At 64.5% G+C, this 19,926-nt stretch carries 17 protein-coding genes and 1 riboswitch; of the genes, 3 read left to right on the top strand and 14 right to left on the bottom strand.

Going from position 1 to position 19,926, the window contains the following annotated elements:
* The 6 genes from dnaE to BFAL_RS00175 all read right to left on the bottom strand — a co-directional run.
* The coding region (dnaE, locus tag BFAL_RS00200) for a DNA polymerase III subunit alpha (RefSeq protein ID WP_169787178.1) at nt 1–1,308 on the bottom strand (1,308 nt) is incomplete at its 3' end.
* Nucleotides 1,309–1,355: 47 nt separating this feature from the next.
* On the bottom strand, nt 1,356–4,844 hold the full coding sequence (locus BFAL_RS00195; protein WP_055426448.1) for a DEAD/DEAH box helicase family protein: 3,489 nt from the start codon (nt 4,842–4,844) through the stop codon (nt 1,356–1,358).
* Nucleotides 4,845–4,914: 70 nt separating this feature from the next.
* On the bottom strand, nt 4,915–6,060 hold the full coding sequence (locus BFAL_RS00190) for a restriction endonuclease subunit S (RefSeq protein ID WP_082440212.1): 1,146 nt from the start codon (nt 6,058–6,060) through the stop codon (nt 4,915–4,917).
* On the bottom strand, nt 6,060–7,562 hold the full coding sequence (locus tag BFAL_RS00185; protein ID WP_236691599.1) for a class I SAM-dependent DNA methyltransferase: 1,503 nt from the start codon (nt 7,560–7,562) through the stop codon (nt 6,060–6,062). The genes BFAL_RS00190 and BFAL_RS00185 overlap by 1 nt, the downstream gene beginning before the upstream one ends.
* 130 nt (nt 7,563–7,692) lie before the next feature.
* Complete coding sequence (locus BFAL_RS00180; protein WP_055426446.1) at nt 7,693–7,977, bottom strand: helix-turn-helix domain-containing protein; 285 nt, start codon at nt 7,975–7,977, stop codon at nt 7,693–7,695.
* Entirely contained in the window at nt 7,961–8,323 is a 363-nt protein-coding gene (locus BFAL_RS00175) for a type II toxin-antitoxin system RelE/ParE family toxin (protein WP_055426445.1), read from the bottom strand. Before BFAL_RS00175 ends, BFAL_RS00180 begins: the two co-directional genes overlap by 17 nt.
* Nucleotides 8,324–8,626: 303 nt before the next feature.
* Here BFAL_RS00175 and BFAL_RS00170 point away from each other — a divergent pair, with 303 nt between their 5' ends.
* Nucleotides 8,627–9,082 (top strand): PH domain-containing protein, encoded by a 456-nt coding sequence (locus BFAL_RS00170; RefSeq protein WP_055426450.1) that lies wholly within the window; start codon nt 8,627–8,629, stop codon nt 9,080–9,082.
* The gene (locus tag BFAL_RS00165; RefSeq protein WP_055426444.1) at nt 9,079–10,191 is read left to right on the top strand and encodes a helix-turn-helix transcriptional regulator; all 1,113 of its coding nucleotides are present in this window, start codon (nt 9,079–9,081) and stop codon (nt 10,189–10,191) included. The genes BFAL_RS00170 and BFAL_RS00165 overlap by 4 nt, the downstream gene beginning before the upstream one ends.
* On the opposite strand, the gene BFAL_RS00160 is transcribed toward BFAL_RS00165, so the two are convergent.
* The 8 genes from BFAL_RS00160 to BFAL_RS00125 all read right to left on the bottom strand — a co-directional run bounded on the left by BFAL_RS00160 (nt 10,188) and on the right by BFAL_RS00125 (nt 18,562).
* Nucleotides 10,188–11,126 carry an RluA family pseudouridine synthase gene (locus BFAL_RS00160; RefSeq protein WP_055426443.1) on the bottom strand — a complete coding sequence of 313 codons (939 nt, stop codon included), beginning with the start codon at nt 11,124–11,126 and terminating at the stop codon, nt 10,188–10,190. The genes BFAL_RS00165 and BFAL_RS00160 overlap by 4 nt on opposite strands.
* Nucleotides 11,123–11,695 carry a signal peptidase II gene (gene lspA / locus BFAL_RS00155; RefSeq protein WP_082440210.1) on the bottom strand — a complete coding sequence of 191 codons (573 nt, stop codon included), beginning with the start codon at nt 11,693–11,695 and terminating at the stop codon, nt 11,123–11,125. The genes BFAL_RS00160 and lspA overlap by 4 nt, the downstream gene beginning before the upstream one ends.
* A gap of 20 nt (nt 11,696–11,715) precedes the next feature.
* On the bottom strand, nt 11,716–13,107 hold the full coding sequence (locus BFAL_RS00150; RefSeq protein WP_055426442.1) for a DivIVA domain-containing protein: 1,392 nt from the start codon (nt 13,105–13,107) through the stop codon (nt 11,716–11,718).
* A gap of 191 nt (nt 13,108–13,298) precedes the next feature.
* Nucleotides 13,299–13,580: a YggT family protein gene (locus tag BFAL_RS00145; protein WP_055426441.1), complete on the bottom strand. Its 282-nt coding sequence runs from the start codon at nt 13,578–13,580 to the stop codon at nt 13,299–13,301.
* A gap of 152 nt (nt 13,581–13,732) precedes the next feature.
* Nucleotides 13,733–14,239 carry a cell division protein SepF gene (locus BFAL_RS00140; protein WP_055426440.1) on the bottom strand — a complete coding sequence of 169 codons (507 nt, stop codon included), beginning with the start codon at nt 14,237–14,239 and terminating at the stop codon, nt 13,733–13,735.
* A 42-nt stretch (nt 14,240–14,281) separates the two neighbouring features.
* The gene (gene ftsZ, locus BFAL_RS00135; RefSeq protein WP_055426439.1) at nt 14,282–15,637 is read right to left on the bottom strand and encodes a cell division protein FtsZ; all 1,356 of its coding nucleotides are present in this window, start codon (nt 15,635–15,637) and stop codon (nt 14,282–14,284) included.
* A 173-nt stretch (nt 15,638–15,810) separates the two neighbouring features.
* Nucleotides 15,811–17,073: a tRNA dihydrouridine synthase DusB gene (gene dusB / locus BFAL_RS00130; RefSeq protein ID WP_082440209.1), complete on the bottom strand. Its 1,263-nt coding sequence runs from the start codon at nt 17,071–17,073 to the stop codon at nt 15,811–15,813.
* Nucleotides 17,074–17,086: 13 nt separating this feature from the next.
* Complete coding sequence (locus BFAL_RS00125; protein ID WP_055426438.1) at nt 17,087–18,562, bottom strand: glycine--tRNA ligase; 1,476 nt, start codon at nt 18,560–18,562, stop codon at nt 17,087–17,089.
* Nucleotides 18,563–18,744: 182 nt separating this feature from the next.
* Nucleotides 18,745–18,854, top strand: a riboswitch (TPP riboswitch).
* On the opposite strand from BFAL_RS00125, the gene thiM reads away from it, so the two are divergent.
* Entirely contained in the window at nt 18,847–19,737 is an 891-nt protein-coding gene (gene thiM, locus BFAL_RS00120; RefSeq protein ID WP_055426437.1) for a hydroxyethylthiazole kinase, read from the top strand. It overlaps the preceding riboswitch by 8 nt.
* Nucleotides 19,738–19,926 lie beyond the last annotated feature (189 nt).

Genomic DNA, 19,926 nt, shown 5'->3' with positions numbered 1-19,926 from the left:
ACCGCAGTAGTCGATCACGTGCAGGCGCCCCTCAGGGTCGAAGTCCACGTCGATATCCGGCAGGCTCACGCGCTCCGGGTTCAGGAACCTCTCGAAGATCAGGCCGTGCTTCAACGGGTCCAGCTCCGTGATGCCCATCGCGTACGCGACCATCGACCCTGCCGCCGAGCCACGGCCCGGACCGACCATGATGTCATGGGCCTTCGCCCACTGGATGTAGTCGGCCACCACGAGGAAGTAGCCGCAGAACTGCATCTGGCAGATCACGCCGCACTCGTAGTCCGCCTGACGCGACACCTCCTCCGGCACGTTGCCGTCATACCGGCGCTCCAGTCCCTCCTCGACCTTCTTGAGGAACAGGCTCGCCTCGTCCCAGCCTTCCGGGCAGTCGAACTGCGGCATGAACGCGCCGTCCTCGTGGTCGTCGAAGATCACGTTGCAGCGTTCGGCGATCTCCAGCGTGTTGTCGCACGCCTCGGGGAATTCACGGAACAGCTCGCGCATCTCCTCCGCGGGTTTGATGTAGTAGCCCGTGCCGTCGAACTTGAACCGGTCCGGGTCGTCCAGATGCGAACCCGAGTTGATGCACAGCATCGCGTCCTGCGCCTCCGCGTCCTCGGCGTGCACGTAATGCGAGTCGTTCGTGGCGAGCAGCGGCGCGTTCAGGCGTTTGGCGATGTCCAGCAGCCCGGACGTGACCTGCTTCTCGATCTTCAGGCCATGGTCCATGAGTTCGATGAAGAAGTTGTCCCGCCCGAAGATGTCCTGGAACTCGCCGGCGGCGCGCAGCGCCTCGTCGAACTGGCCCAGCCGCAGTCGCGTCTGGATGATGCCCGACGGGCAGCCGGAGGATGCGATCACGCCTTTCGAGTACGTGGCGAGCACTTCCTTGTCCATACGCGGGTACCGCTGCACGCGGCCTTCGAGGTTCGCCACCGAGCTCGCCTTGATGAGGTTCACGAGCCCCTCGTCGTTTTCCGCCCACATGGTCATGTGCGTGATGAGACCGCCGCCGGAGACGTCGTCGCGGCGCTGGTCCTCGGTGCCCCAGTGCACGCGCGACTTGTCCTGGCGCGCGGTCTCCGGCGTCACGTACGCCTCGATGCCGATGATCGGCTTGACGCCGTTGTCCACGCAGTTCGTGTACATCTCGTACGCGCCGTGCATGTTGCCGTGGTCGGTGATGGCGACGGCCGGCATGCCCAGCTGGGCCGTGTACTTGGCGAGGTCCGGGATCTTGGATGCCCCATCGAGCAGCGAGTAATGCGTGTGGTTATGCAGGTGCACGAAGTTCCCGGAATTTGCCATGCGCTCCAGCATACCGCCCTCCGTCCACCGTTCGGGCGACACCTCCGTCATCGTCCGGGCGCAGGCGCCTCCGCATTGTGCATGACCCGCGTGATGCAGACGACGAGATCCATCGCGAGTTTTCCCGGAAACAGTTGGGTGAACGGCCCGAGCCGTGCGAACCGCGGTTTGCCGAGATCGCGCGGGTCGAGGTATCCGTTGCGCTCCACGTACCCGATGACCGTACGAAGGAACGCGATCTGTTGCGCGTTCAGCGGATGCTCGTTGATGAAGTCGGCGAAGGCGGCTTCGGCGGCCGCGTGGTCGAGTTTCGCGATGCTTCGCACGAGCAGACCGAACGGGCGGTCCGCATAGGTCGCCTTGTAGTCCTCATATGTGCCGAGTCTCTCGACGAAGATGCGTTCCAACAGCGTGTAGTCTTCCGTGGTGATCGGCTCATTACGATGTATTTTGCCGATCACTCCTTCGTCGAGATGCTCGTTGACGTACCGGTTGACCTTGAGCCTGTAGTCCTCGTAATGCTCGCCCATGTCGAACGCCTCGCCTTCCATGCGCCGCGTGACGGGGTCGGAGAGGTCCGTGATGATGAGTCGCCTGCCGCCTTCGCCTGCGGTGTAATGGATGAGACTGCGCAGGGCAAGCCTGATCCGTTCGAGCTCTTTGACGTCCGCACCCGCAAGATAGCCGTCGTCGGTGGAAATCCGCGCGATGAGTTCGCGCTGTTCCAATACCGGATCCAAGGTCATGCGGTCGTTCAGTCTGGAGACGGACCGGCGGATGCGCTTCGCATAGGCGCCGGCCTTGGCTCCGTCCGCACCGTCTCCTCCGAGCCGCACGACCATCAGCCCGTACATGAGCGCGTCGAAGCGCAGCGCGTCTTCGTCGGATTCGTCGTAGTGGACGAGCGGAGCCACGTCCGTCACGAGCGTGTGGAGGTCGAGTTCACCGATCGCGTCGAACCGTGGTCGTTCGCGGAACGGTTCGACTGCGGCGCGCCTCAGCCGTACGGCGGCGGCCGCGTCGTCGAGTTCGGCGACGCGCGCGTGCAGGTCGTCGGCGAGCGCGTGACGCCATTCACGCAGGTCCGCATCATCGGCGTACGGCGATGATTGCAATGCCCGCGCGATCGCCGCCTTGCGCGCGAACACGCGTTCGCTGAGCGTCACGATGGAACCGCCGTCCACGGCGTTGGGGTTGGCGCGGAAGTATGCGAAGTTCGAGCAATAGTCGAAGATGACGAACCGGCGCTTGCCCACGTATTCTCCGTCGATGCCGTCCACGCAGTCGAGACCGTCGCAACGGCGCGTGCCGCGGCCGATCATCTGCAGGAACTTGATCTTGGAACGGACCTTCTTGAAGAAGACGAGGTTGACGATTTCGGGTACGTCCACGCCGGTGTCCATCATGTCGACGGACACGGTGATGACCGGCATGGGCTTGTGTTTGAAATCTTTGATGAGACTGTGGGAATGGTCGTCGCCGTGCACGACCGCGACGATATACCCCTGAGCCGCGAGTTTCGGCCACCGTTCGCCGAACCGTTGCACGATGTAGTGGGCGTGCGCCTGATTGACGGCGAAGATGACGGTCTTGCCGAGACGTTCGCCGCCGGCGGTCCTGATGCCGTTGGTCTCGAGATCGTCAAGCACGGCGTCCACCGTGGAGGGGTTCATCACGAACCGGTTGAGCGCGTCGGCGTCCACATGGTCGGGCACGTCGCGCCTCCAGTCCTCTTCGCCTTCGCCGCCCTCGCCAATGTCCCGACCGTCGGGTGCAAGCCCCAGTTCCTTCTCGCCGAAATCCTCCTCGTAGCGTCGTTTCTCGTCATCTGGCAGATCGTCGTACACGATGCCGTCGTCCATGAACTTCGTGGACGCCTCGATGTTGTGGTACGGCACGAGCACGCCGTCCTTCAACGCCTGCTCGTACTCGTACACGTAGGTGGGCACCCCGTTCTCGACGTGGAAGAACTCGTAGGTGTTGCGGTCCACTTCGTCTCGCGGCGTGGCGGTGAGGCCGACGACGAGCGCGTCGAAATGGTCGAAGATGACGCGGAACTTGTTGAAGATGGACCGGTGCGCCTCGTCCACGATGATGAGGTCGAAATGCGCCGACGAGAAGACGGGATGTCCGTCTTCGCCGGTTTCCGCGTCGATGGCGTTGGCCATGGTCTGGTACGTGGAGAACACGATGCGCGCGGTCGTGTCGCGGCGTTTCCGATCGCACATGTTGCACAGCGACTGGTTGGGCAGGTATTCGCCGTAGTCGCTGGCGGCCTGGTCGACGAGTGTGACGCGGTCGGCGAGGAACAGCACGTTGGTGACGAGTCCGGCCCGCATGAGCACGTCGGCGAGCGCCGCCGAGACGCGCGTCTTGCCGGTGCCGGTGGCCATGACGAGCAGGGCGCGACGCTGCCCTTGTTCGATCGCGTCACAGATCGCCTTGACGGCCTCGATCTGGTAGGGGCGCCCCTTGCCGGCGATGTTCAGATCGACCGGAACCGCAGTGGGATGGTGGTCCGTCTTCCGTCGTTCCATGATGCGTTCCATGTCGGCGCGTGCGAACACTTCGCCGACGGGGCGTGGACCACCGTGGTCTCCGGCCACGTATTGGGTCTGGTATCCGTTGGAAAGAAACACGAGTGGACGATAGCCGTATTCGCGTTCGAGGCAGTCGGCGTATTCGAGCGCCTGGGTGAGCCCTTCCCGCGGGTCACGCGAGGTGCGTTTCGCCTCGATGACGGCAATCGGCCTGCCGTCACGTCCGTTGAGCACATAGTCGATGAATCCGCGTTCGCCAGGTTTGCCTCCCATACCGATGACGGGACGTTCGCGGATGATGTCACGGTCCATGTCCCATCCGACGCGGGCGAGATCGAGGTCGATGAATCGTGTGCGCGTCGCGTATTCGTTGAGGTCGATGGACGGCACGGGCTCGGGCACCGCATGTGGCGCGGCCTTGCGCTCGGCAAGCTGTTCGGACAGCTCGCGCACGCGCCGTTCGAGCGCCTCGATGCGCGCGTTCTTCTCGCCGACCTGCGCCTCGTATTCCCTGCGGGCGGCGTTCTCCTGCCGTTTGCGCTCCTGCGCGCTGATCGCGCGTTTGACTGCGGGCACTTGTTTCGGGTCGAACGTGCGCCGCTGGTATCCGCGCCCGTACGTGTAGTCGATCCATTGGGTGAACGCGAAGAGAATATTGAGGGAGAACAGCGCGTCCTCTGGTTTGAGCTTCGCGTTGCGGTGGGCGGCCATGTTGCCGGCCTTGATGATGTATTGGAAGGCGTCCCACAGTTTCTCGCCGCCAATGGCGTTGCGGAACGTGGGTTCGTGGACGAGGGATTGCAGGTTGTCCTTGTATGGCATCCGGATGGTCTCGTCCGCGGCGTAGGTCCATTTGACGGCGAGCTCGAAGGCGCGGCGGGAAGCCAGCGCACTGATCGTGGGCGAGAGCGCAATCGCGTTCTCCGCGTCCACGCATGCCTGCGCGAACATCTCGTATTCGCTGTTCTCCAAGAGATACGAGAAATTGCCCATCATCGGTTCCCTTACTCGAAACGTCCCGTCGCGCATCGGCTGTTCGCCGTACAGCACAGTCTCCCTTCGTCGGCTATGCGAAATACCGCTGCGTAAGGCTATCGTACAACGTGTTGAGGCGGTCGAGCTGCTGGTTCAAATCGGTCTTCAACGATTCGACCTGCTGCACGAACGCCGCGAACTCGCGCTGCAGTTCGATGGGCGGGATAACGACCGGCATAGCTTTAATGATTCCCAGACTAAGGTTCTTCTGGTTTCCCCCAAGACTCAAACCACGCAACTCATCGTATTTCATTCTCAGCTGCTGAAGCATGAATAGATTGTCGCATTGTTCGACATCAAGCAGCACAGCCGCACATGCCTGATTAGTTGCAGCTGGTATTCCCAAAACGCCGGCTCTGCCTCGAGTATCTCCCTGCCCATACATCGCAATAAGAATCGTTCCTGCAGGAAAGAGCTTACAATTGGTCTCGCGCAACGCTGCTGCACTAATGGTCTCGGCAGATTGCATGATAGTCGTATAGTTAATTTCGCCGGTCTTCACCCACGGGATGCCGCCACCGTAATATGCGGCATTTGCCCTAGATGGAGTTGCTCCCGTCTGTACGACAGCGACCTCTCCTAAAAGACGGGTCGTCTCTTCGCCATAGCTTCCAAACATCTCCATGAAGCGGGACTGTACGAGTTCGTCGGCCTTTGCCAGCATCCGCCAGACGAGAGACATCTGATTCTGGACGCGCTCAAGGCGTCGAGATACCCTTCGCTGTTCTTCTATGGATGGGACAACAATTGTTTTCTCACCTAATGTCTTCTTGTTGAGGGTTGCTCCCATGACAGCAAGGTTGCTGCTTTCCATCCAGTCCTTGGAAGAGAACTGGTGGTACAGGTAATCTAGGTCCAGTGGCACGGTGTGCTTATCGAGAAAAGCCATGATGGCTTCATTGGTATACACCGGCTTCTTGGTAATTGCCGTTTTCCCGATAGACAGCTTGAAGCTCATGATTAACGTATCAGCGGGCACCGGATCCATACGGCATTCTTCAATGGCAGTCTGGTTGATTCGTTCCTTTGTTTTGCCTACATACTTGCCGAATCCACTGAGGTCGCGGATGGATACCCAATCCGCATCACAGTCAGTCCAGTATCGAGTTTCCTTTCTCGCGGGTGTTTTGCCCATTCGCAGGTCGAACAAATCACGAATTCGGTAATGATCGCCCATCACTCACCATCCTTGGCGAGCATGGCTTCGAGCTCGTCCATGCCGGTGACGAACCGCGCGTTGAGGTCGCGCAGTTCGGCCATGAGCTGGCTGGTCGGCGGGTACTCCTTCTTCTCGTACGCCACTTCGACGTACTTGTTGAAGCTCAGGTCGTAGCCCTTTTCCGCAATCTCCTCGCGCGGCACCATGAAGCTCTGTTCGGTGCGCTCGCGCCTGCGCTCCCCGTCGAGGTCGGCCCAACGGGCGAGGATGTCGGGAATGTCGTTGTGCGCCGTGTCCTCGTCGCGCTTGTCGTCCAATGTGTAGCCGTCGTGGCGCATGTCGTAGAACCACACGTCGCCGGTGCTGCCGGGCGTGTCCGTCCTGGTGAACACGAGCACTGCGGTGCTCACGCCCGAATACGGTTTGAACACGCCGGACGGCATGGAGATCACCGCCTCCAGCCGCTGATGCTCCACCAGCTCCTCGCGCAGGTGCCGATACGCCTTCGCGTTGGAACGGAACAACACGCCGTTCGGCACGATGCACGCGCAACGACCACCCGGCTTGAGCATGCGCAGGAACAGTCCGACGAACAGCAGCTCCGTCTGCTTGGTGTCCACGATGGCCTTGAGGGAATCGTCCACGCCCTCCACGTCCACGGAACCGGTGAACGGCGGATTGGCGAGGATCACGTCGAACCTGCCGCTGATCGTGTTCGCGCGGGACAGACTGTCGCGGTTATGGATGTCCGGCCGGGTGACGCCGTGCAGGAGCATGTTCATCGCGGAGATGCGGATCATCGTCTGGTCCGTGTCGAATCCGGTGAACTGAGGCCCCTCGAACAGGTCCCACTGCGTCTCGTCCATGCCGTCGCCGTACCGCTTCTTGATCGATTCGGCGGCGGAGATGAGGAAGCCGGCCGTGCCGCACGCCGGATCGCACAGCAGCTGGCCGGGCTTCGGATCGGCAAGCGCGACCATCATGTCGCGGATGTGCTTGGGCGTGCGGAACTGGCCGTTCGCACCAGCCGTGTTGAGCTTGCTCAGCATGTATTCGTACAAATCGCCCAGATCATCCCTGTCGTTCACATAATGGTCGAGCAGGTCGTCGATGCCGTTGACGGCGCGTTCCAGCGTCTTCGCCTTGGTGAAACCGAACGAGGCGTCCTCCATGCTTTCGGCGAACACGTTGCCGGTGTGCAGCGTCTTGATGAACGGGAACGCATGCCCTGACACCACGGCGAGCATGTCCTCGGGGCGCATCGTCTTGAAGATATGCCAACGGATCTCCCGGCCCTCAGGGGTGTCGGGGAACACGCTGCGGAACTCCTGCCCGGTCAGCCCGGCGATCCGTTCGGCCTCCATGTCGTTGTCGTCGAGCTGCTTCATGAACATGAGGTAGGTCAGCTGCATGATCACCTCGATGGGGTTGGTGATGCCGCCCTCCCACATCCGCTGCCAGATGTCGTCCACCTTGTTTTTGACCTGCCCCGTGATCACGCGGCGCACCTCCGTTCCCATGCCGTCCTATGCGGATGAACCATACCACTCTACCGGTCTGCATCGGCATACCGGGGTCGACGGGAAGGTCGATTGCGTGACCCGACGTCCACCGGTTTCAGTGTCGCCTCCTCCCATCAAGCAACCCGGATCAGACGAATTCGATGCTGAGCCGCTTGCCCATGGCTTTGGCGAGTCGGGTGAGCGTGCGCACGGTCGGCATCGAATCCCCCGTCTCGAGACGACTGATGTTCGACGACTTCATCCCGGTTTTTCTGGCCAGTTCCTCTTGGGTCAGCCCAGCCCCGATGCGTGCGCGCATGATCGTGGCGGCGATATCGTATTCAGGTTCCAAATGCCGATACTCCTCGGCGAACGTCTGATCCCGCTCACCACGCTCGCTGATGTACCGTCGCAGATCATCCTGTTCCGCCATGATGTCTCCTCTCCCAATCCGCCTTGTATCGGATCGCCTTGTCCAGTTCCTGTATGGGTGTGGCATCCCGTTTCTTCACTATGCCGTGAGTCATGACGATCACTCCGCCAGTCTGGAAGAAATAGAACGATCGCGTGATATTGGTCGATTGCTTGGTGCGCAACTCGAAAATCCCTTCCGCGAGATACTTCGAATATGGCTCCCTCAACTGGTTGCCGAACTGTTTGAGCAGTCCGATGTCATGGACCACCTTCGCAGCGAGCTTGCCATCCAGATGGTCAAGGAATGCGACCATCGGCTTGGTCCCGTCAGCAGCCTCATAAAACTCCACAATGAAGTCGCTCATGGGAGTCCACCCACTGTTGAATTATCAAAAATGATAATATCATGACAACCGATCATGGACATGGTAATGGCGCAAACCATAACGGGCCCTCCTGTTCATCTTGCCGCATCGCCTAATGCCATGTTCGGCGAGAGTCCTGCTACCAGACAAACCGTACGGACGATGTGGTCAGAGCCCTCGCGAATCTTCACAATTCCTCATAGGTCACTCCCCAATTCCAGACACGCTTCCCGCCGGACATGAAACCCGCGGCGGGCGCGTAGGATGGAATCATCGATGACGGTCCGACGGAAGGGAGCCGACATGTCACGAATGGCCGATGGAGACGTCTTGTGGTCGCAGCGCAAACGCAACTGGTGCCGCACCCCGTTCACGTTCACCACGTACACGCTCACCGCCGACGAGCTTGCGGTGAAGACCGGCGTGCTGCGGGAGACCTATGACGTGACGAAACTGTTCCGCGTGGTCGACATGACCATCACGCGCACGCTGCTGCAGCGTCTGTTCGGATTGTCCACCATCACCTTGGAGACGCGCGACCAGTCGTCCGGCGGGCAGACGGTGCTCAAGAACGTGATCCGCGGATTCGAGGTGCGCCGGATCATCCAGCATGCGGTGGACGAGGCGCGCGACGTGAACCGTGTGAGCGCCCGCGAATACATGGACTCCGGCGAAGGCGGGTATGCGGCGGACGGCTACGGCTACGGCTACGGCTACGGCTACGACGACGGTTCCGACACCGGATACGGGGCGGCATGACCCGATCCCCCCGTGCGACCACGGCGCAGATCGTGGTCGAGATCCTCGAAGAGCTCGCCAAGCACACCGACCGCGAGCACGGGCTCACCGCCGCCGAGATCGCGCAGGCGATCGACGTGAACGAGAAGACCGTGCGCAACCATCTGCGCGCGTTCGAGGCCATGACCCCGCTCGGGCGAAAGGTAGGGCACCTCGACCGCGCCGACCTCGCATACGCGGAAAGCGCCGACCCGCGCCCCGGCTGGTATATCGAACCCGTCTTCGACACCGCGCAGATGCGTCTGCTCACCGACGGCGCGATGCTGTCGCGCCCGGACGGCGAATACCTGCGCGACCTCATCGCGAAGATCTACTCGTTCGCCGGCCGGTCCGGCCAGCTGCGCGGGCTGAACAGTCTCGACACGCCGAAGAACTACAACACGGAGTTCCTCAACAACATCGAGCAGCTCAACGACGCCATCGAGCATGAGCGCGCCATCACGTTCCGCTACTGCACATACGACGTGCACGGCGATCTGGTGCCGCGCAGGCGCTCCGACGGCACGGTGCGCGAATACCGCGCGGACCCGTACCATCTCATGTACAAGAACAACATGTACTATCTCGTATGCCACATGCACGTCTACGAGGGACTGTCGTATCTGCATGTGGAGCGTCTGCGCGACCTGAGGGTCGACGGGACGGACCATTCGATCTCGCATCGTCTGGACGATTTCAGCGACGTGCCGGGAGAACCGTTCGACATCGTCAGGCACATGGCGCAACGCCCCTACCCGGTGAAGGGCCCCGCCGTGGAGATCCGCATGCGCGTGCGCGGCACGCTCGAACCGCTCTACGACTGGTTCGAGGATGCGACGGTGACGCGCATCGGCGATGCGGACGGCGCGCCAGCGGACGCCGAATACGAGGTGCGCGTCACCGCGAACGAGAAGGCGACGCTGTGGTGGGCGCTGCAGTACGCCGACTCGCGCGACATCGAAATCCTTCAACCGGCGTCGCTGCGCCGCGCGCTGCATGATGTGGGCGCGCATCTCGCGTCCACGTACGCCACGCACGTCGCGCACGATACGGCCGTCGCGCACGACGCGCCGCAGCGGCCTGCCGCCTAGGCGCGCGCGTCGTCTTCGGCGTGCCGGGCGCGCATCACGTCAAGCGCATGCTCGAGGTCCGCGGGGTACCGCGAAGTGACGGTCGTCCACACGTGCGTGCGCGGATGACGGAACTCGAGCTGCATGGCGTGCAGCCACTGCCGTTCCAGTCCGAGCGCGGCGGCGAGCACCGGATTCGCGCCGTACATGTGGTCGCCGGCGAGCGGATGCCCGATGGAGGAGAAGTGCACGCGGATCTGATGCGTGCGCCCGGTCTCCAGATTCACGGAGACGAGCGTCGCCTCCGCGCCGAACCGCTCCATGACGTCCCAATGGGTGACTGCGGGTTTGCCGGAGGGCGTCACGCAGAAGCGGAAGTCGGATACCTTCGCACGCCCGATCGGTGCCTCGATGGTCGCCTTGTCCTGCCGGAGCGACCCCTGCACGAGCGCATGATACGTCTTGACGACCTCGTGCGCGGCGAACTGCCGGCGCATCTCCACATACGCGAGATCGGATTTGCATACGAGCATCAGCCCGCTGGTGCCCACGTCGAGACGCGAGACGATGCCTTCGCGCCCGGCGGCGCCGTATGAGGTGATGTGCACGCCGCGGTCACGCAGCGAGCCGAGCACGGTGGGGCCCGTCCAGCCGACGGATGCGTGCGCGGCGACGCCTACGGGCTTGTCGACGACGACCACGTCGTCATCCTCGTAGACGACGGCCATGTCCTCGGCGATGGGCTCGGGCGTCTCACGCTCCTCGACGAGGTCGAACTCGACCGTCTCCCCCGCCTGCAGAATGCCGGATTTCGCGATGGGACGGTCAAGCAGCCTCGCCTGGCCGGTGTCGATGAGCTCGGCGGCCTTCGACCGGGACACACCGAGCATTTTGGAGACGGCCACATCGAACCGCCTGCCGACCAGCGCGTCGGGGGCCGGGGCGAGGCGGCTCATGCGGCGTCTCCTTGCGCACCGGGCTCCTGCGCTCCCGGTTCCGCATGCGGCCGCGGTTCCGGCTTCCGACCGCCCGCCGACGCGCGGAACGGCACGTTGAAGAGGATCATCAGCACGATGGCCACGCCGGCGACCATAAGGAAGATGTCCGCCACGTTGCCGACCGACCAGCCGTAGTTGAGGAAGTCGACGACTTCGCCGTCCAGAAAGCCACGCGCGTAGACGACGCGGTCGATGAGATTGCCGAACGCGCCGGCGAACGCGAACGCCAACGCCACCGTCCACCGCATCGACGTGGCGCGCCATGCCATCACGGCCAGCGCCACACAGGCGACGACGGCGAGCAGCGAGATCATCCACGTGGAGCCGGAGGCGAACCCGAGCGACGCGCCGGGGTTGCGCACCAGCGTGAACGAGAGCAGTCCCGGGATGACGCCCACGGTGCGCCCGTCGGAGAGCGCCTCCAGAGCCCACAGTTTCGTGAGCTGGTCGACGGCCACCGCGATGACGGTGAGACACGCAAAGACGGCCACGCGGATGCGCGGCCGTCCATGATGAACCTGGTTCATACCTGCGTACGGACCTGCAATCAGTCGCCGGACTGCTCGGTCTGGTTGTAGGTGTTGTTGTCCGACACCTGGTTGACCAGCTGGCCGAGGAACTCGGTGAGACGGGCGCGGTATTCGGTCTCGAACTGCTTGAGGCCCTGGATGTTGCCTTCGATGGCCTTCGCCTCGTTGGTCAGGTTCTCACGCACCTGGTTCGCGTAGTCGTCGGCGGCGGAACGGGTCTTCTTGCCGTAGTCCTCGGCCTCGTTGCGCGTCTTCTCGCCGTAGGCGTCGGCTTCCTTGCGGGCATTCTTGCCATACTCGTCGGCTGCGGCGCGGGTCTTCTTGCCGTACTCGTCGGCCGCGGTACGGGTCTTCTGGTCGTAGTCGGCGGCGCGGCGCTGGACTTCGGCCTCGTACTGGTCGGCCTCGTTGTGCTTGGTGCCGAGGTAGGTGTCGGCATCCTGACGGGTCTTGACCGAGTAGGCGTCCGCGTCGGAACGGGTGCGCTTGGAGTAGGCGTCGGCATCGGAGTGGACGCGCTTGTTGTACTCGTCGGCCTCCGTGCGCGTGCGGTTGGAGTAGTCGTTGGCCTTGCCGATGAGATCGTTGTAGTCGTTCTGGCTCTTCTCGGTGATCTCCTTGGCCTTCGCCTTGCCCTTGTCCACATACTGGTCATGCAGCTGCATGGCGAGGGTGAGCATGGCGGTGGCGCGCTCCGGCTCGGTGCCGGCTCCGGCTGCGGCGCCTGCGATTTTGCGCAGGGATCCGGTCTCGGTATCGGGCTCGACCTTGGCGACCTGCTCGCGCAGCTGGTTCTCGCGCTTCTTGGATTCCTCGAGCTGGCGGGTGAGCTCCTGCACCTGCTGCGCCTGCTGCTGCAGACCGGCGGCCTGCTGCTGGAAGGCGGCGATCCTGCGCGACAGATCCTCGGCCTGGGCGCGGAACTGGTCGCGCTCCTTCTGCACGGCGGCGATCTGCTGGGCGACGGCGTCCTGGTTGCCGTTGGCCTGCGCGGCCTGGGCGGTCAGCTGGTCGATCTGGGAGTTGAGCTGGTCGACCTGGGACTTGAGCTGGGCGTTCTGCGCGGTCAGGGTCTTGTTGGCGCCCTCGGCCTCGGCGAGCTTCGCGGCGACGGCCTGTGCCTGGTTGCCGCCGGCGGCGGCCTGCTGGGCCGCGGCCTTGAGCTGGTTGTTCTCACCCTGCAGCTGCTGCACCGTTGCATTCAGCTCGGAGATCTTCTTGTTCAGGGCCGTCACGTCCGGGCCGAGCGCCTGGGTCGACTGGCCGGCGACGGCCTGCTTGCCGAGCGCCTCGACGGTCTCGGTGACCTGATCGAGGAAATCGTCGACCTCGTCGACGTCGTATCCTTCCTTGAAACGCACCGTCTGGAACGTACGCTCCCTGATGTCCTTAGGCGTCAACAGAGCCATAAATCTACACCTCGCTTTGGGGCTGTGCCTCGCTTACGTTGGTATCAAAACATGACCTTAGCACGTACCCCCAGCATTTACGCGGTGTTTCCGCGATTATCGCGACGGATTCGCGGCGTATTCGAGGCATGCGCGTAGGTGTGGGGGCATCCATCCCCGCATGAGGGCCGTATGCGTCGACCCCGCGTCGGTCAGATGAGCACACGCAGGACGACGAGGATGAAGTACAGGACGATGAAGCTCACATCCAATCCGATCGCCCCGAGCCTCAGCGGCGGGATGTAGCGGCGCAGCCAACGCAACGGCGGCTCGGTGACGCTGTACACGATGTTGATGAGCTTGGCGACGATGCCGCGGGGGTACCACCGCGGCGCGAGGATCGCGGCCCAGTCGAGGATCATACGGATGAACAGGACGGTGATGTAGGCGTCGATGAGACCGTCGACGAGCCGGGCGAGGATCATGAATAGCATGATTCCACCGTATCAATCGAGCTGAATGTCGGCTGGACGTTCGCCCAGAACATAGCGCGGGTCCCCGCCGGCGAAAGCCGTGGCGGGGACCCGTGACGAATCGCGACGTGCCGCCGGTACGAACCGACCGGCGCCGGCGGAGCCGGTCGTCGTCAGTCGGAGAAGAGGTCGCGCGCCCCACCCGCGCTGGCGGGCTCCTCGACCTTGATGTTCACCTGGGAGGGGCTCAGCAGGAACACACGCGGGGTGACGCGCTCCATCGAACCGTGCACGCCGAACACCACGCCCGCGGAGAAATCGACGATGCGGTAGGCGATCGCCTCGGGCACGCCGGTCAGATTGAGCACGACAGGCACGCCGTCGCGGATGGCGCGCCCCACCATCTGCGCGTCCTCATAGGACTTGGGGTGGATGGTGGTGATGCGGCTGAGGCGACCTTGGAACGGATTGGACGAGGCGCGGGCGCCGGATGCCGGCGAGGACGCGGCGGCCGCGGACGTCGACGGCTTCGTGGGCATCGGCGTCACCGTGTGGTCGGAATCGAACGACCCGGAGGGTTCGGGAGCATCCGTCTCCTCGTCGATGTCGAAGTCATCATCGTTCTCGGACACATCGGACATGCCGAGATACGACATCGCGTTTTTCATGAACCCTGCCATGGCTTAGGTCCCTTTCTGGTTCTTCTCGTGGCCGCGGCGCCGTCAGCGCAGGAAATCGGGGATGTCGAGATCCCCGGCGGGATCGCTCTGGTCGGGGGCGTACGGGTACTGCTGGTATGGATTCTGCTGGTACGGCTGCTGCTGGGGGATGTTCCCGGTGGTCGGCGCGAATGTGAACGGAGACTGCTGGCCGGGCTGCTGCACCGGCTGGACGGGCTGCTGGCCCGTCTGCGGCTGCTGCGCAGGCGCGGGCTGCACGGCGGGCGCGGGCTGCGCCGGAGCCGGCTGGGCGGGCGTCGCGGCGGGCTGCACGGGAGCGGCGGGCTGAGCGGGAGCCGTCTGCTCGGCGGGCTGAGCGGCGGCCTTCTGCTGGGCCTCCTGCGCCTGCTGCGCGGCGGCGACGGTCAGCGGTTGGGCGGCGTTCGCGGCGGCCTGTTCCTTGGCGGTGTCGAAACCGGCGGCGATCACGGTGACGCGTACCTCGTCGCCGTAGGCGTCGTCGAGCGCGAGACCCCAGATGATCTGCGCTTCCGGATGGATGGCCTTGCGCACCAGTTCGACGGCGGCGGACGCCTCCTGCAGGCCGATGTCGGTCGGGCCGGCGACGTTGATGAGCGCGCCATGGGCGCCTTCGATGCTCTCCTCGAGCAGCGGCGAGCTGATGGCCAGCTCGGCGGCCTGGGTGGCGCGGTCCTCGCCGCGCGCGGAGCCGATGCCGAACAGCGCGGTGCCGGCACCGCGCAGGATGGCGGTGACGTCGGAGAAGTCCACATGGATGTACGAGTTGGAGGTGATCAGGTCCGTGATGCCCTGCACACCGGACAGCAGCGCGGAATCCGCCGTCTTGAAGGCGTCCATGATGGTGATCGACCGGTCGGACAGTTCGAGCAGTCGATCGTTGGGGATGACGATGAGGGCGTCGACCTCCTGACGCAGGTTGTCGATGCCGAGTTCGGCGGAGGCGGCGCGCTGCGGCCCCTCGAACGAGAACGGACGGGTGACGACCGCGATGGTGAGCGCCCCCTGCTGGTGTGCGGCGCGCGCGACGATAGGGCTGGCGCCGGTGCCGGTGCCGCCGCCCTCACCGCAGGTGACGAACACCATGTCGGCGCCCTTGAGGGATTCCTCGATGTCGGACTGGTGGTCCTGCGCGGCCTTCGCGCCCTTCTCGGGGTCGGCTCCCGCGCCGAGGCCGCGGCTGGACTGGTCGGACAGGGAAATCTTCACATCGGCTTCGGAACGCAGCAGATCCTTGGCATCGGTATTGACGGCGATGAATTCGACGTTCTGCAGACCTTCGGCGATCATGCGGTTCACGGCGTTGCCGCCGGCACCACCTACGCCGACGACCTTGATATCGGTCTTGTCGTTGAACTCAGTCTGGGCGATCTCGCTCACGTTTGGCTCCTGTCACTTCACGGTTACACCCTAGACTAGCGCACCGCCACCCCGGATGATGTGATATTTTCGCGCGTGTAACGCTTTATTGTACGGCGATGACGACGTATTCATCGCCCGTGCTCCGCATGGGCCGCGAAGGGCCCATGCGGAGCGCCCCGTAGCCGCCCGACTCAGTACGAGGCATCCATCGGATCGTCGCCGAACAGCGTCTCGCGCTCCTCATGGCTGGTCGTGCGCGATTCGAGCCAGCCGTACGGCAGATGCACCTTCTTGGCGAACCGCACGCGCCCGCGCGGCTTGTCGACCACGCGCTCGGGGAAGCGCATATCCGGGTCGAGCCGCGCGATCTCGCGGTCCACGTCCGCCAGGCACTCGCATTCCATGAACGCCTTGCGCGTGGAGCCTCCCACCGGGAACCCCTTCAGATACCAGGCGACGTGCTTGCGCAGGTCGTGCACGGCCATGCGCTCGTCGCCGTCGTAGAACTCGACGAGCAGCCCGGCATGCCTGCGGATCACATGGCACACCTCGCCGAGCGTCGGGTTGAAGCGTTCGTCGGACCCCTCGAACGCGTGTTTGATGTCGGCGAACAGCCATGGCCGCCCCTGGCAACCGCGGCCGATGGCGACGCCGTCGCACCCGGTCTCGCGGACCATCGCGAGCGCGTCGTCCGCGCCCCAGATGTCGCCGTTGCCGAACACGGGGATGTCGAGATGCTCCTTGAGTTCGCCGATGCGGCTCCAATCGGAGTGGCCGCCGTAGTATTCGGCGGTGGTGCGCGCGTGCAGCGTGACGGCCGCGCACCCCTCCTCCTGCGCGATGCGGCCCGCTTCGAGGAAGGTCTCGTGCTCGTGGTCGATGCCGACGCGGATCTTCGCGGTGACGGGGATCGACGCCTCCCCGCACACCCTGACGACGCGGCGGATCAGATCGGTGTAGATGTCGGTCTTCCACGGCAGGGCGGAGCCGCCGCCGCGACGCGTCACCTTGGGCACGGGGCAGCCGAAGTTGAGGTCGACGTGGTCGGCCATGCCCTCGTCCACGACGATCCTCGCCGCCTGTTCGGTGATGGACGGGTTCACGCCGTACAACTGCAGCGAGCGCACGCGCTCGGACGGCGCGAAACGGCACAGGCGCAGCGCCTTCGGATTGCGGGCGACGAGCGCGCGGGCGGTGATCATCTCCGCCACGTACAGTCCGTCCGGCCCGTACTCCTCGCAGATCACGCGGAACGGCCAGTTGGTCACGCCCGCCATGGGCGAGAGCACGACCGGCGTGGGCACGGTGATGTTCCCGAGCCTGACCGGCGCGATGGCCGGGACGCCGGCCTGCACGGCCTGCGCGTCACCGGCGGTATGACGCGGCGAGCGCGGATCGACCCCGGTACGGGAGTCGCCGCGCTCGTCGATGACGGTTTCGCTGGTGGCTGTCAACTCGGTACGGACCTCAGTACAGACCGCCGGCCTCGTTGATCTTCACGGAGTCCGGCCATGCCTCGCCGCCCATGGCGACCGGCTTCATCGGCACGCGGGTGCGGTGTTCGCCGATGCGGGAGTCCACGTACTCGGCGACCTTGTCCAGCGAGACGCGCTCCTGGTTCATCGTGTCGCGGTCGCGGATGGTGACGGCGTGGTCGTCGAGGGTGTCGAAGTCGACGGTGATGCACAGCGGGGTGCCGATCTCGTCCTCGCGGCGGTAGCGGCGGCCGATGGCGCCGGACTCGTCGTAGTCGATCATCCACTCGTGCTGACGCAGGTCAGCGGCGAGGTCCTGGGCGACGGACTGCAGCTCGGGCTTCTTGGAAAGCGGCAGCACGGCGGCCTTGACCGGCGCGAGGCGCGGGTCAAGGCGCAGGACGGTGCGCTTGTCGACGCCGCCCTTGGTGTTCGGCGCCTCGTCCACGTCGTAGGCGTCGACGAGGAAGCACATCAGGGAGCGGGTCAGGCCTGCGGCCGGTTCGATGACGTACGGCACGTACTTCTCGCCGGTGGCCTGGTTGAAGTAGCTCAGGTCCTCGCCGGAGTGCTTGGCGTGCGCGGACAGGTCGAAGTCGGTGCGGTTGGCGACGCCTTCGAGCTCGCCCCAGTCGGAGCCCTGGAAGCCGAACTTGTATTCGATGTCGACGGTGCGCTTGGAGTAGTGGGCGAGCTTCTCCTTCGGGTGCTCGTAGTGGCGCAGGTTCTCCGGCTTGACGCCGAGGTCCAGATACCACTGGGTGCGGGCGTCGATCCAGTACTGGTGCCAGTCCTCGTCGGTGCCGGGCTCGACGAAGAACTCCATCTCCATCTGCTCGAACTCACGGGTGCGGAAGATGAAGTTGCCGGGCGTGATCTCGTTGCGGAAGGACTTGCCCATGTTGGCGATGCCGAACGGCGGCTTGGAGCGCGAGGAGGTCATCACGTTCTTGAAGTCCACGAAGATGCCCTGCGCGGTCTCCGGGCGCAGGTAGTGCAGGCTGTTCTCGTCCTCGACCGGGCCGAGGTGCGTGCGCAGCATCATGTTGAAGTCGCGCGGCTCGGTCCACTTGCCGCGGGTGCCGCAGTCGGGGCAGACGATGTCGGCCATGCCGTTGGCCGGCAGCTGGTCGCCGTGCTTCTCGGCGTAGCTCTCCTGGAGCTTGTCGGCGCGGTTGCGCTTGTGGCAGTTGAGGCATTCGACCAGCGGGTCGTTGAACACGGCGACGTGGCCGGAGGCGACCCACACCGGGGTCGGCAGGATGATGGACGTGTCGACGCCGACGACGTCGGGACGGGTGACGACCATCGAACGCCACCATTCGCGCTTGATGTTGTCCTTCAGGGCGACACCGAGCGGACCGTAGTCCCATGCGGAACGGGTTCCGCCGTAGATCTCGCCGGCGGGGAACACGAATCCGCGACGCTTCGCGAGGGACACGACTTCATCAAGTTTGGACTGAGCCACAATGCACCTTCTGGTTTGAACGGTTTGGGGTCTTACAACCCGTTCAGACTACCTGTATACGCCGACCGGCGAAAGACCGCGTCACGAATACCACTCCGCCGCACGACACGCAAGAGGCGTGACGCGCTGAAATCCGTCTTCGTCACAGGTTGTCCATATAACCGCATAGCGTCGAATCCGATAACGCAATGCAGGGGAACCCGCAGCCACTCGGCGGGTTGAGATGGGCGCGACGCCCGACCCTTTGAACCTGTTGGTTAAGACCAGCGTAGGGAGCAGTGAATATGAGCGAATCATCGCAGGCAACCGCGGCGGACCGCGACGACGCGGACGTCGCCGCATTGAAGGCACGCATCAGGCAGGCCGCCGAGGCGGTGCGGGAACGCACGCCGATGGCGCAGTCGTTCACGAACTTCGTGACCATCAACCTCGTCGCCAACGCGCAGCTCGCCGCCGGCGGCGCCGCCGCGATGAGCTTCCTGCCGGACGACGTGGTCGACACCGCGTCGATGTCCGGCGCCGACTACATCAACGTGGGCACGCTGCTGCCCTTCTACAAGGACGCGCTGCCGAAGATCGCGCGGGCCTTCCGCAAGACCGGGCACAAGTGGGTGCTCGACCCGGTGGCCGCCGGCATCGGCTCGACGCGCACCGAGATCCTGCGCGCCTTCCGCGCCGCCCCACCGACCGTCGTGCGCGGCAACGCCTCCGAGATCATCGCCCTGGCGACGATGTGGGGCCTCGTCTCCCCCGACGACGCGACCCGTCCGGCCGGCGTCGAATCCGTCGACGAGGTGGAGGCCGCCGTCGAACCGGCGAAGGCGCTCGCCCGCTTCCTCGCCGCGTCCGCGCCGGGCGGCGAGGCGGCCGTCGCCGTCTCCGGCAAGGCGGATCTCGTCACCGACGGCGCGACCGTCTACCGTCTTCCCGGCGGCAGCCCGATGATGGCGAAGATCACCGGCGCCGGATGCTCGCTCGGCGGCGTGACCGCCGTCTACCTCGCCGTCACGGATCCGCTGACCGCCGCGCTCGCCGCGACGGCGCTCTACGACCGCGCCGGCGAGGCCGCGGAGAAGGTCTCGAACGGCCCCGGATCATTCCAGGTCGCCTTCCTCGACGCCCTCTGGAACACCACCCCCGACCAGATCGCCTCCAGCCCGATCCTCACCGTATAGCAGCCCCCGCCGGCGGGGGCTGTCGGCGACAGCCGACCGGGGATGGTCGACGGACCGACGCACCGACCACCCCCCGCCGCTATGCGGCACCTCCCGCCGGCGGGGAGAAAAGGACCTGTCTCCCCCCCCCCCGGGGGGGACCGCCGGACTTCCCCCCACCCAACCAAAAGGAAATGGAAAAAAGCAAAG

Source organism: Bifidobacterium aesculapii, from assembly GCF_001417815.1.
Classification (GTDB): Bacteria; Actinomycetota; Actinomycetes; order Actinomycetales; family Bifidobacteriaceae; genus Bifidobacterium; species Bifidobacterium aesculapii.
Note: the sequence above shows the minus strand (reverse complement) of the source record. Positions and strands in the feature narration are given on the sequence as shown.

What these genes read in the sequence shown, in the direction of transcription:
- lspA (WP_082440210.1), bottom strand. Translation starts at nt 11,695, where the DNA reads ATGAACCAGGTTCATCATGGACGGCCGCGCATCCGCGTGGCCGTCTTT.
- thiM (WP_055426437.1), top strand. Translation starts at nt 18,847, where the DNA reads ATGAGCGAATCATCGCAGGCAACCGCGGCGGACCGCGACGACGCGGAC.
- BFAL_RS00150 (WP_055426442.1), bottom strand. Translation starts at nt 13,107, where the DNA reads ATGGCTCTGTTGACGCCTAAGGACATCAGGGAGCGTACGTTCCAGACG.
- BFAL_RS00170 (WP_055426450.1), top strand. Translation starts at nt 8,627, where the DNA reads ATGTCACGAATGGCCGATGGAGACGTCTTGTGGTCGCAGCGCAAACGC.
- BFAL_RS00160 (WP_055426443.1), bottom strand. Translation starts at nt 11,126, where the DNA reads ATGAGCCGCCTCGCCCCGGCCCCCGACGCGCTGGTCGGCAGGCGGTTC.
- BFAL_RS00195 (WP_055426448.1), bottom strand. Translation starts at nt 4,844, where the DNA reads ATGATGGGCAATTTCTCGTATCTCTTGGAGAACAGCGAATACGAGATG.
- BFAL_RS00190 (WP_082440212.1), bottom strand. Translation starts at nt 6,060, where the DNA reads ATGGGCGATCATTACCGAATTCGTGATTTGTTCGACCTGCGAATGGGC.
- BFAL_RS00145 (WP_055426441.1), bottom strand. Translation starts at nt 13,580, where the DNA reads ATGCTATTCATGATCCTCGCCCGGCTCGTCGACGGTCTCATCGACGCC.
- BFAL_RS00180 (WP_055426446.1), bottom strand. Translation starts at nt 7,977, where the DNA reads ATGGCGGAACAGGATGATCTGCGACGGTACATCAGCGAGCGTGGTGAG.
- BFAL_RS00185 (WP_236691599.1), bottom strand. Translation starts at nt 7,562, where the DNA reads ATGGGAACGGAGGTGCGCCGCGTGATCACGGGGCAGGTCAAAAACAAG.
- BFAL_RS00140 (WP_055426440.1), bottom strand. Translation starts at nt 14,239, where the DNA reads ATGGCAGGGTTCATGAAAAACGCGATGTCGTATCTCGGCATGTCCGAT.
- BFAL_RS00175 (WP_055426445.1), bottom strand. Translation starts at nt 8,323, where the DNA reads ATGAGCGACTTCATTGTGGAGTTTTATGAGGCTGCTGACGGGACCAAG.
- BFAL_RS00165 (WP_055426444.1), top strand. Translation starts at nt 9,079, where the DNA reads ATGACCCGATCCCCCCGTGCGACCACGGCGCAGATCGTGGTCGAGATC.